This window comes from Amycolatopsis orientalis (assembly GCF_000943515.2).
Classification (GTDB): domain Bacteria; phylum Actinomycetota; class Actinomycetes; order Mycobacteriales; family Pseudonocardiaceae; genus Amycolatopsis; species Amycolatopsis orientalis.
Genome location: NZ_CP016174.1, coordinates 9187636 through 9198461, shown reverse-complemented (window position 1 = coordinate 9198461; position 10826 = coordinate 9187636). Strand labels below are relative to the sequence as shown.

Sequence of the window (10826 nt, the reverse complement as noted above, 5' to 3'; positions counted from 1 at the left end):
GACGACGGACTCACCAGGGCGAATTGCCCTCGTCCTCGGGGGCTTCGTGGCGCTTCTCGCGAGGAGTGTGCGGCGGTGGCGGAGCGTCGGTGGACGACGATGACGGCGGCGGAGTGCTCGCCGGCGGCTCTTCCTCTTCGATCTCGGGGAAGCGGCTGCGCAGGGTGCCGATCATCAGCGACCGGGTCTCCTGGTCCTCGTCGCCGAGGGTTTCCTGCATGACCTCGGCGACCTGGTTCGCGATCCCGGCCTGCGCCTGGTGCATGGTCTGGAGGATCTGCCGGGACAGTTCCTCCAGCGGGTACGTCCTGGCCTTGCCGCCGAATTCGAGATCCGTCACGCCGCCGTCCGCGCCGACGGTGACCTTGACGGCACCGTCCTGGCTGGACGCGGTCAGCCGAAGCTGCTCCGTCCGCTCCTGGGCGGCCGCGTACCGCTCGGCCTTGTTCTGCAGCCCCTCGGCCCATTGGTCCAGCTTGCGCTGAGCCTCGTCGGGGTCCCGCATGAGCTCCCCGAGCCCGTTCGCGCCGGTCACTGCTTTCCTCCGATGTCCAATGCCTTGAAGTCCGCCTCGAACGGTTCCGAGTTGGCCGTGTCACCGTCCACATAGGACTTAGCGGCGGTGCGGACGTTGTCCGCCGTCGTCTGGATCCCTTCCGCGGCCGCCTTGATCGCCTCGGCCGCGCGTTCGCCGGTCGGGTTGACGATCGGCGGCAGGAACGCGCACAGCAGACCGTACGCGTCCGCCGACATCGCCGAACCCGTGGCGCCGTGCGCGGTGTTCAGCCGGTCCACGAGCCCTTCGAGATGGCTCGCGTGCGCGGTCAGGTCGTCGGGATCGACCTCGAACGAAGCCGTCACTTCCAGTCCTTGTTCTTCCAGTCGCCGATCACCGGCGGGGCCACGATCTCATCGGCGGCGAAGAAGGACGGGTCGTCGGACTCGACGTAGTCGGCGACCTTGTGTTCCTTGTCCTCTTGCCCCTGTCCCTTGCCGCCGGGCGCCATGCCGCCGCCCATCGGGCCCATCGCACCGGGGGTGCCGGCCTTGCCGGAACCGGAGCCCGCCGCCCGGGACGCGGCCGCTTCGGCGTCCATCGCCCCCGCGGCACCGCCCATCCCGAGCGAGCCGGTCGCACGGCCGGCGCCACCGAGGCCACCGGCACCAGCGCCACCCGCACCGGTACCGCCGCCGCCGATTCCACCGCCACCGATCCCGCCACCACCGCTGCCGCCGCCCGGGAGGTTCGGCATGCCGAGCTTGGGCGGGTTGTACGGGGTGCCCTTGAACGAGCCGCCCTCCGGGATCGGCGGCGGACCACCGAGCCTGCGGCCGATGTTGTCGCTGAAGCCCCCGGTGTTCCCGATCGGCGGGATCTTCGGCATGACCGGTCCCGGTCCGCCGGTGGGCCGGTTCGGGATGGGGATGTTCGGCGGCGTGATGTTCGGCGGGGTGTACGGCAGGCCGCCGCCGGGTCGCGGGCCGCCGTCCGGGATGGTCGGCATCTGCACCGGAGGCGGGTTGTACGACTGGGGGCTCGGCGGGGTCCAGCCCGTGGTGTGCGTCCCGTCGTCGATCTTGGGCAGGTTCGGCAGGTGGGGTCCCGCGTTCGCCGCGGGACGGTAGCTCTCACCACCGCCTGGACCGTCCGGGATGCTGATATCGGGCATGGTCTGGTGCGAACCGGGACCACCGCCACCGGGCATTCCGCTGCCCGGGATGCCGCCGCCGGGACCGCCGCCGGAAGGACCGTTCGGCGAGTTGAACGGCGACACGCCGCCGGGCCCGCCGGACCCGCCCTGCGGCGTCCCGTCCATCGAAGCGGCGATGCCGTCCGGGCCCGCGCCGTTCGAGCCGCCGCCGTTCGATCCCACGTCGAACGGGCTGGGCCGCTGTGTCCCGTCGGGGTTTTGGAGCGCGTCGGGGTTGCGCAGCAGGTGGTCGGGCGAGCCCGCGCCACCGCCGGCGGGCGAACCCGCCAGCTGCCTGGTCGCCTGCGCCGTCGGGAGCTTCGGCGGCGGTGGGAACGCCGGGGTGGCGATCGCCGAGCCGACCGTGCTGTCGAAATGGGTCATCACCTGGGCGGCGCGGTCGCGCGCGTCCTGCTGCTTCTTGAAGGTTTCGAGGTCCTTCCCGAGCTGCGACATGTACTGCTGCGGGTCGGTGATCGTCTGCAGGTTGGCGTTGGCCTCCTGCACGCTGAACGCCACCGGCGGATTCGCCGCCATCTGCTTCTGCGTCTCGTTCAGGGTCTGCGAATGGATCTGCTGCTGCCGTCCGGTCAGCGTCGCGCCGTTCGCGGTCGAGCCGAGCCATTTGCCGACACCGGCGAGGTGCTCACGGGCCGCGTCGCCGCCTTCGCCCTGCCAGTTGGCCGTGCTCGCGTTGATCGCCTTCGCCAGGTTGCGCTGGTGCATCGCCAGGTCGTTGCCGACCCGGACCCATTCCTCGGAGGTCTCGGCCACTGCGGCCGAATCCGCGTTGTCCGCGATCGCGGCCTGCATCTGCTCGTGGGTGGCGTTACCCCAGACCGTGGACGGCGGCTGGCCGGGGTTGCGGATCTCGAGGTCCTTGTCGAGCCCCTGCCGCGCGTTCTCCAGCTGCTTCTCGTACATCTGCTGGGTGAACTTGTCCTTGAAGCCGTTGAGCGCGGTATCGCCCCAGCCGAGGAGGTTGAACAGAAGATCGGTCCCCGCCGCGGCCCCGGCCCGGATCTCGTCGCCGGACGCGGCCTTGTCGGCCAGTGGCCCGACGTAGTACGGGGACGACGAGTCGGCCGTGACGTCGTAGAACGGGCTGTCCGGGTCGTACTCCTTGGAGGCGGGATCGGAGACCTTCGTGGTCTTTTCCGTGGAGTCGGTCACGGGTCTCTCCTCTTAGATCTCAGTGTCGATCCGCTTCAAAGTGCGCTGGTTCTCTTCGTCCCGCTCCCGGTAGTTCCGCTTGGCGAGTTCGATCGCCTCGACGTAGGCGGGGAATTCGGCACGGGCCGCCTGCAGCTGGGTGAGCAGGCCCTGGGCGTCGGTCGCGGTGCCCTGCATATGCCCGGACACCCAGCGCGCGGTGGCGGTGTTGCTCATCGGCGGCGACTGCTGCAGCTTGGTCAGCGCGCTCCAGCGTTCTTCGAGGCTGTCGATCACGCCCTGGAGCGAGCGGATCATCTCCTCGCCGGTGCTCTCGTCGACGGCGAAGCTGCCCTGCTTCGCCATTTGCCGCAGCCGCGTGCCTTCCAGCCCGATCCGGGTCGCCGCCTTCATCGGCATGGCGTCGGCCAGCTTCGCTTGGACCGGTTGTGCTTCCTCGGTCACCAGTGGATCCTCTCGCCGGATTCAGCAGGTCAGTAGATGTCCGCGATGGCGTCCCGGATGGCGTTCGCCACCCCGGACCGGCTGGCCGGGTCGTAATGCCCGATCACCGCGCCGGAGGTCTCGTCGGTCTCGGTCCAGACCAGGTACCGGCCGTCTTCGGTGTCGAGCCAGCTCAGCGGCGTCGACCGGAGCCGTTCGCCGCGGCGGCCGATCCCGCTCACGATGATGTGCCCGCCGCCGAGACGTTTCCCGGACAGCACCCGCTCCAGGACCGCCACGTCGCTTTCCTCGCCGCGCGACCGTTCCGACGGCTCCGGCCGCGCCCGGACGACGCCGGTGAACTGGAGGTTGCCGAACGCGTCGGTCTCCTCCTCGTCGAATTCCGCCTCGGCCTGACGGCGGGCGGTCATCGCGGAGACGGCGCGCTCCTCCTTCTGCACGAGGGTGCGGCGCCCGGTCGACGCGGCGGGCATCCGCGGCAGGACACCGGCGAGCACCTCGACCAGTTCCTCGTCCGCGAAAAGCGCGAACTGCAGGAGGTCGTCCCCGTGTGCCTGGGTGATGCCGAGCGCCTGCGCGCCGTCGGTGATGGTGAGGACCGCGATGTCCTGGCCGAGGCCGTCGATGCCGTTGACCGAAACGGTGATCCGATGGTTCGCGAGCAGCGCGAACGCGGTGCGGATGGCGGGGTTCAGCTCGCCGTTGATCGACAGGCGGCGCTGTTCGAGATCGGTGTAGACCTTCTGGATGACCGCGGTGTACCGCTCCGGGTCGATCGAAGTGTTGCGAACGCGCAAGGGAAACAACCGGACATCGACGCCCAGCGCCTGCCCGACCACCGTCGCCTCGACCGTCCCCAGCGCGAAATCGGCTCGTTCGGCCATGCTTCTGCGCTACTCCCTCGCGGGGGTGCGACCCCGTCCCGATCGGCTGACCTGCATGAAGAGCGCCGACTTTGTTAATGGCGAAAACAAACTAGCACAGCGTATGACTGTACGGAACCACACGAACACCGGTGAAGCCGATGGAATGGATCACAGTGCCCGATCGGGCAATTTTCCTGCCCCTAAAGGAAAAATGGTCACGTCTCGTGAGTGGTAATGACGGTTCTAACCGTTATTACCACTCACGAGACCCGACGTTGGCAGAACCGGGGCCCGATCGCCTACCGAGCGCTCGCGGCGGGAGCGTACGTCGACATCCGGCGGGCCACATCCGTCCGCGAACGCGCGCCGAGTTTTCGCAGCACCTTCGCGACGTGTTGTTCGACGGTGCGCGGGGAGAGGAACAGCCCGTCGGCTATCTCCCGGTTCGTGCGTCCGTCGGAGAGCATCCTCGCCACCTCCAGTTCCCGGGGCGAAAGCTCCTGACCGTAGCCGCGCCGCCCACGCTGCGAGGGCGCCCACGCGCCGTGTTCCCGCAGCTGGTGGCGGCATCGCCCGGCGTCCCGGGTCGCGCCGAGCCGCTCGTAGGCCTCCGCGGCCGCCGCAAGGTCCTCGATCGCCTTGCGGTCGCCCGCGGTGAGGCGGCACAGCGCCGCCCGCTCCCGGGCACCGATGGCCTGATACGGCATCGGCAGCGCCTCGTAGCCCGCCGCGGCCTCGTCGAAAACCGTTGCGGCGGCGGGGTGTTTGCCGCGCGCGTCGAGCAGGATCGCCTGCCCGGCGAGCAGCGCGACCCCGGAGACCGGTGAGTCCTTGCCCTCGATGCCGCGGGCGAATTCCTCGACCACGGCGTCCGCCTCCGACCAGCGCCCGGCCCGCGTGTAGGCCTCGGCCGCGGCGGGGACCAGGCCCGCCGCCCACACCCAGACACCCTTGCGCCGGGCCGCCGCGACGGCGTTGTCGGCCGTCGCGCACGCCCCCTCGACGTCGTCCGTCGCGAGGAGCACCCGGATCAGGATCCCGGCCGCGGAAAGGACGACGGGGATGGGCCCGTGTTCCGGGGCGTGCACACTCGCCGCGGCCAGATGTCGTTGCGCGGCGGCGAATTCCCCGCGAACGGCGGCCAGCCCGCCGAGTACGAGCGACGATTCCATGACGATCGGCCCGAGGTCCGGATAGGCGTCGCGAAGCTGCTCGGTGGTCTCCGCGAGCCCTGACCAGTCACCGCGCACCCAGTCCAGCCGGACCTTGGTGCCCTGCGCGAGCCCGGCGGCGTAGAGGGCGCCGGCGTCGGTCGCGCGGCGGATCCCTTCCGTGACCAGCTTTTCCGCCCTGGTCAGATGCCCGGCCCAGGATTGCGCGTCGGCGAGATTGCACCACAGCCGGGCGAGCTGGACGCGTTCGGCGACGCCGGTGCCCTGATCGGGCAGTTCCCGGAACTCGGCCCACGCCGAGCCGTCGCCGATATGCGCCCGGGTCGCGATCCGGTCGCCGATGAGCGCCAGCCGCAGTTCCGGGTCTTCGAGCCGGTCGAAGACCTCGCGGGCACGCTCCATCCAGACCTCGTGCCAGGACAGCGGGGTCAGCCCGTCGATCGGCTGGGCGAGCAGGTTGATCCCGCGCGCGGCCAGTTCCGGCTCGTCGACCAGTTCGGCGATGGCCTTCTCCACCTCGACCCGGCCGCGGCCGAGCCGACCGATCGTCCGGACCAGCAGCATCCCGAGGCTGAGCCGGATCGTCCCGCGCACGCTCGGGCGCAGGTCGGTCAGGTCTTCGAGGATCCGCTCCAGTGTCTCGATGACGTCCGGGCGGAACCCGCGCAGCGCGACCTGACTGAGTTTCGTGGCCAGGCGGGCGATGGCGTCCTCGTCCAGGCCCGCCTCGGCGAGAACGGACTGGAGCAGGTCGATCGCGCGTGAGGTGTCACCGCGGGCGATGGCCTCGTCGGCGGCCGCTTCGGCGTAATGGCGCCACTGTTCGATCCGTCCGGCCGCGCGGGAGTGGTTCGCCAGCAGGGTCAGCGGTGGGACCGGCTGGCAGGCGAGCACCTGGATGGCCCGGGAATGCAGCAGGGTCCGCTCCGGACCGCTGATCGTGTCGTAGACGGCCTTGCGGGCCAAGGGATGCCGGAAGCCGTAACGGTCGCCCCCGAGTTCGCCGAGCACTCCGCCATCCAAAGTGGACAGAAGCGCGGAGCGGAGCGCGTCGCCGGTGAGGCAGGCGAGTTCGCCGATCACCGAGGGTTCGGACGGAACGGCGAGCACCGCCGCCGCGCGGGCCAGCCGGACCGCGGGATCGGGCAGTGCTTCGAGCCGTTCGGTGATGGCCTCGCGCAGGGAGATCGGGACTTCGAGGCTTTCCAGGAGACGGTCGGAGAGCACCTCGCCGATGGGCAGCCGCCCGGCGGCGTCGCGCAGCGCCCGCAGGGTCTCCTCGACCACGAACGGGATCCCGGCGGTGCTTTCGTGGAGTTTCGCGGTGAACGGCGCGGAAACCCGTGGCAGGTCCAGCAGTTCCTCCGCCAGCTTCCCGACGGCCTCGACGTCGAGCGGGCCCAGTGTCACGCGGGCGGTCTGGACGTTCGGCGGGGTGCGGAACGGGATGCCCGCGCCGCCTTGCCTCGACGGCGAACCGGTGCGGTAGGCCGCGACGACGGCCAGTTCCGCGGGCATGGTCGCGGCGAGGAAGCGCATCAGGTCACGGGTGCCCTCATCGGCCCACTGGAGGTCGTCGATCAGGACGAGCGCGGGCCCGCAGGCGATCAGGAGTTCCCGGACGGCGCGGAACTGGCGGTGCCGTTCGGCGCACGGGTCGGCGAGGGGTTCCGGTTGGGGTGGAAGGCTTTCCGCGAGTTCGGGCAGCAAGGGTCTCAGTACCCCGGCGACCGGGCTGAGCGGGCCGAGCGGCCGGTCGCCCGCCGACCGCAGCGCTTCGAGCACCGGTCCGAACGGGAACGGTTCGCGCATCGGCTGGCAGGCACCCGTGAGCACCCGGCCCGCCGCGAACTCACGGCGTCCGGCCAGCTCTTCGAGCAGCCTGCTGCGGCCCATCCCGGGTTCGCCTTCGATCAGCACGGCGGCGGGACGGCGCAGCAGGATCTTCACGATCGCCGAGACCTCGGCGTCGCGGCCCACGAGTGCCGTCGATCCGGCGCGGACCGAAACCGAGGTCGGGCGGGGGGTGGCAAGCCACATCATGCGCTCCTCGGTTGGGAGTTCCCGCTGAGCCCGACACGATCTTGTGCGTTGTCCTGCGGAGCCTAAGCACTGCCTACCTGGTCGTAAACCTCTCAACCCGGACAGCACGGGCACCCCGTTAGGCCGTCCGCGAACGCACCGTCACCGGTTGGCTGATGGATCGTCGGTTGGAAAATCACTGGACACCCGAAACATCGGCGAGCGACCCGATCCGGCGGTTCATCCCACGTTCAGGGGGGCGAAACGACTACGCAAGGTATTCACAGGAAACCCTACTTACGGACGTGTCCGTACGGGTGCCAGCTCTCCGTGAGCGCCCGTGGAGCAGGGGATTCGGCCCCCGAAGAATGCGTATACCTATCCCGCGCCGACCCGGATTGCGGACGGTGTCCGGTTCCAGAACTCTCACCCGTCAGGGGAGGGCAATCGCATGGCGAACCGGAGCCGTGCGTGATGACGAGGGAGAAGCATGAAGATCACGAAGCTCCTCGGTGTGGCCGCGACGGCAGCACTGGCCACCGGCGCGCTCGTCACGGGTACCCCCGCGGCGGCGTCCTCGGACACCCTGCTGAACGCCGAGATGGTTCCCGCCCTGCAACGGGACCTCGGCCTGACCGCGGGCCAGGCGCTCGCCCGGATCCAGAGCGAGACCGCCGCCGGCACGCTCGAACAGTCACTCGCCTCCGCGCTCGCCGGCAGCTTCGGCGGCGCGAGCTACAACGAGGCCACCGGCAAGCTCCGCGTCGGCGTCACGGACGCGGCGAAACTGGGCCAGGTCGTCGCCAGCGGCGCGGAAGCGGAACTCGTGCGGTTCTCGGCCGCCCAGCTCGATTCCACTGTGGACAAACTGAACGCGGGCGAGCGCGCGGCGGACGGCGCGATCACCGGCTGGGGTGTGGACACCAAGACCAACCGCGTGACGCTGAACGTCCTGCCGGGCAAGAGCGGAACCGTCGACTCGTTCCTGGAGAAGACCGGCGTCGACAAGTCCGCCGTCGCGGTGGTCGAAACCGCCGCGGTACCGACCCTGAAGTACGACGTCCGCGGCGGTGACGCCTACTACATCAACAACTCTTCGCGCTGCTCGATCGGCTTCTCGGTCAACGGCGGCTTCCTCACCGCCGGGCACTGCGGGCCGGGCACGGTGACCGGCTCCAACCGGGTCGCGATGGGCTCGTTCGCCCGCGCCAGCTTCCCCGGCAACGACTACGGCCACGTCCGGGTCAACAGCAACTGGGTGCCGCGCGGCATCATCAACAACGGCACCCGGGTGAGCGGTTCGAGCGAGGCCTCGACCGGCGCCTCGATCTGCAAGTCGGGTTCGACCACCGGCTGGACCTGCGGCACCGTCGGCGCCAAGAACCAGACCGTCCGTTACGCCGAAGGCACGGTCTACGGCATGACCGCCACCAACGTGCGCTCGCAGGCGGGCGACTCGGGCGGTTCGTTCATCGCGGGCAACCAGGCCCAGGGCATGCTGTCCGGCGGTAACAGCACGGTGACGTACTTCTTCCCGGTCCGGCCGGCGTTGTCCGCGACCGGGACCTCCCTGGTACTCGGCTGACTCCACCCCCGGTTCGCCGAGTACCACGAATAGGACGAAGGGCGGGCCGAGTGCCTCCAGCGCACTCGGGCCGCCCTTTGTCTTCGTGCTACCGCGGGAGCGGTGGTCCGGATCCCTACACGTTGCTGATCTCTTCGATCAGCGCCTCGATGTCGAAGTACTCGCTCTCGGAACCGAGCGGGACCAGGTCGTACGTGGACTCGAGGAAGGACTCGACGTCCTCGCGCTCGAGTTCGAACGACGCATAGCCGTCGGGTGACTCGATTTCCAGCGTCAGCATCGCCTCGTCCTCGGAGAGGTCGGGGCGAACGCGGACGTCGCCGAGTCCGGCCGGGTCGGTGAGACCGGCGGCGAGCAGCTCACGCGCGAAGGTCCACTCGACCCACCGGCCGCGCTCGGTCCGGAACGACACGGTGACGGCGTAGGGCTCGTCGACGTGGAAGGACAGGCGGGAGAGAACGGGCGTGCTGCTGTTGTTCAGCAGGACGAACTGGCTCTGGTGAACGGCGTCGGTGTGCACGGCCACTCCTAAGTGCTCGTGGTTCGCGCGGCGCGAACTTTTCGTCTCGGCAAGGAGATGCCCGGGCTGACGCCGGATGACGCGGGTATGGCCACGTTCACGCTATCGGCTGCATATGTCCATAGTGGTGTAACGCCGGGCACAGACCCCTTGCGCTCAGGCCGATACGCGTTGTGACGGCTTGTCGAGCAGCGGCTTCTTCAGGCGGAGCACGGCGGGAACCGCGAGCAGGGAGGTCGCGGTGAGCACCGTCCACAGCAAGGCCCCGCTCACCGAGAGCAGGATTCCGAGGACGGCGGGGGCCAGCGCCATCGGCAGGCCCCACGACAACTGGAACAGCGCGCTGGCCCGGCCCTCGGCCCCCCGCGGCGCGGCTTCCGCGGCCACCGCCGTGGACAGCGGCGCGAACATCGCTTCGGCTAGGGAGAAGGTCACGCTCGTGAAGAGGATCAGGCCGATCGCAACTTGCAAAGAGACAGAAGTGACCGGGACGAGCAGTGCGAACGAGCCCGCGAAGACCACCGCGGCGGTGATGAGCCCGCTCGCCCTGGAGTACCTCGCGAGCACGCGGACCACGAGGTGCTGGCCGAAGACCACGGTGACCGTCCCGATCGTGATCGCGGTTCCGGCGATCCACTGTGGACCGTGCAGGAAATCGCGGACGAGGATCGGCAGGATCGCGAACTTGCTCGCACTCGCCAGGGTGAAAGCCGTCTGTGTCAGGCAGAACCCGACGTAGGGCCGGTCGGCGAAGACGGCGCCCCAGCCCGCCGTGACGTCCTTTTCGGACACACCGGCCGCGGGAGGCAGGAACCAGATGAGCGCCGCGGCCACCGCGAAGGTGGCGGCGTTGGCGTAGGCGATGAGGTGGAACGCCACCGGGCTGGTGACCTCCGGCAGCACCGCGCTCGCCGCCGCGCCGACATCCGCCCCGGCGAACCGCCCGACCGTCTGGGTGCCGAGGACACGTTCGGCGTCGCGGCCGGTGGTGAGCGCGGCGACCATCGGGGCGTTGCAGGTCCAGAACAGCCGGTCGCCGACGCCGACCACCAGGGTGACGGCGACCACCTGCCAGGCCGACGTCAACAGCGGGTAGCAGCAGAAGGCGGCCAGCCGGAGCAGGTTTCCCGCGATCAAGAGCGCGCGCGGGCCGAACCGGTCCATCGCGGCGCCCGTCAGCGGCCCGGTCGCCAGCGCGAGCAGGCCGCCCGTGCTGAGCGCCGCGCCGGCTTCGATCAGGCCGAAGCCCTGACCGTGGACGAGGAAGAGCAGCCCGAACGGGAGCCAGATCCCGCTTCCGAGCGCGTCGATGAGGGTGGCGGTGAGAAAGAGGCGGAGTGGTCTCTGCATGGC

At 70.0% G+C, this 10826-nt stretch carries 9 protein-coding genes; 1 reads left to right on the top strand and 8 read right to left on the bottom strand.

Annotated features, from left to right (window positions below; all coding sequences use genetic code 11):
- Positions 1 to 10: 10 nt before the first annotated feature.
- From SD37_RS40445 to SD37_RS40420, 6 genes are all read right to left on the bottom strand, one after another.
- Positions 11 to 535: a YbaB/EbfC family nucleoid-associated protein gene (locus tag SD37_RS40445; protein WP_044849711.1), complete on the bottom strand. Its 525-nt coding sequence runs from the start codon at positions 533 to 535 to the stop codon at positions 11 to 13.
- Positions 532 to 861, bottom strand: a complete 330-nt coding sequence (locus SD37_RS40440) for a type VII secretion target (protein ID WP_044849712.1) — start codon at positions 859 to 861, stop codon at positions 532 to 534. Before SD37_RS40440 ends, SD37_RS40445 begins: the two co-directional genes overlap by 4 nt.
- Entirely contained in the window at positions 858 to 2864 is a 2007-nt protein-coding gene (locus SD37_RS43360; protein ID WP_044849713.1) for a hypothetical protein, read from the bottom strand. Before SD37_RS43360 ends, SD37_RS40440 begins: the two co-directional genes overlap by 4 nt.
- Positions 2865 to 2876: 12 nt before the next feature.
- The gene (locus SD37_RS40430; RefSeq protein ID WP_418189837.1) at positions 2877 to 3263 is read right to left on the bottom strand and encodes a hypothetical protein; all 387 of its coding nucleotides are present in this window, start codon (positions 3261 to 3263) and stop codon (positions 2877 to 2879) included.
- Positions 3264 to 3337: 74 nt separating this feature from the next.
- Positions 3338 to 4192 (bottom strand): ESX secretion-associated protein EspG, encoded by an 855-nt coding sequence (locus SD37_RS40425; RefSeq protein WP_044849714.1) that lies wholly within the window; start codon positions 4190 to 4192, stop codon positions 3338 to 3340.
- A 281-nt stretch (positions 4193 to 4473) separates the two neighbouring features.
- Positions 4474 to 7386, bottom strand: a complete 2913-nt coding sequence (locus tag SD37_RS40420) for an ATP-binding protein (protein WP_044849788.1) — start codon at positions 7384 to 7386, stop codon at positions 4474 to 4476.
- Positions 7387 to 7858: 472 nt separating this feature from the next.
- On the opposite strand from SD37_RS40420, the gene SD37_RS40415 reads away from it, so the two are divergent.
- The gene (locus tag SD37_RS40415) at positions 7859 to 8953 is read left to right on the top strand and encodes a S1 family peptidase (protein ID WP_044849715.1); all 1095 of its coding nucleotides are present in this window, start codon (positions 7859 to 7861) and stop codon (positions 8951 to 8953) included.
- 115 nt (positions 8954 to 9068) lie between these two features.
- Here SD37_RS40415 and SD37_RS40410 read toward each other — a convergent pair whose 3' ends face one another.
- Both SD37_RS40410 and SD37_RS40405 read right to left on the bottom strand, forming a co-directional pair.
- The gene (locus tag SD37_RS40410) at positions 9069 to 9473 is read right to left on the bottom strand and encodes an SsgA family sporulation/cell division regulator (protein WP_037316505.1); all 405 of its coding nucleotides are present in this window, start codon (positions 9471 to 9473) and stop codon (positions 9069 to 9071) included.
- Positions 9474 to 9629: 156 nt separating this feature from the next.
- The gene (locus tag SD37_RS40405) at positions 9630 to 10823 is read right to left on the bottom strand and encodes an MFS transporter (RefSeq protein ID WP_044849716.1); all 1194 of its coding nucleotides are present in this window, start codon (positions 10821 to 10823) and stop codon (positions 9630 to 9632) included.
- Positions 10824 to 10826 lie beyond the last annotated feature (3 nt).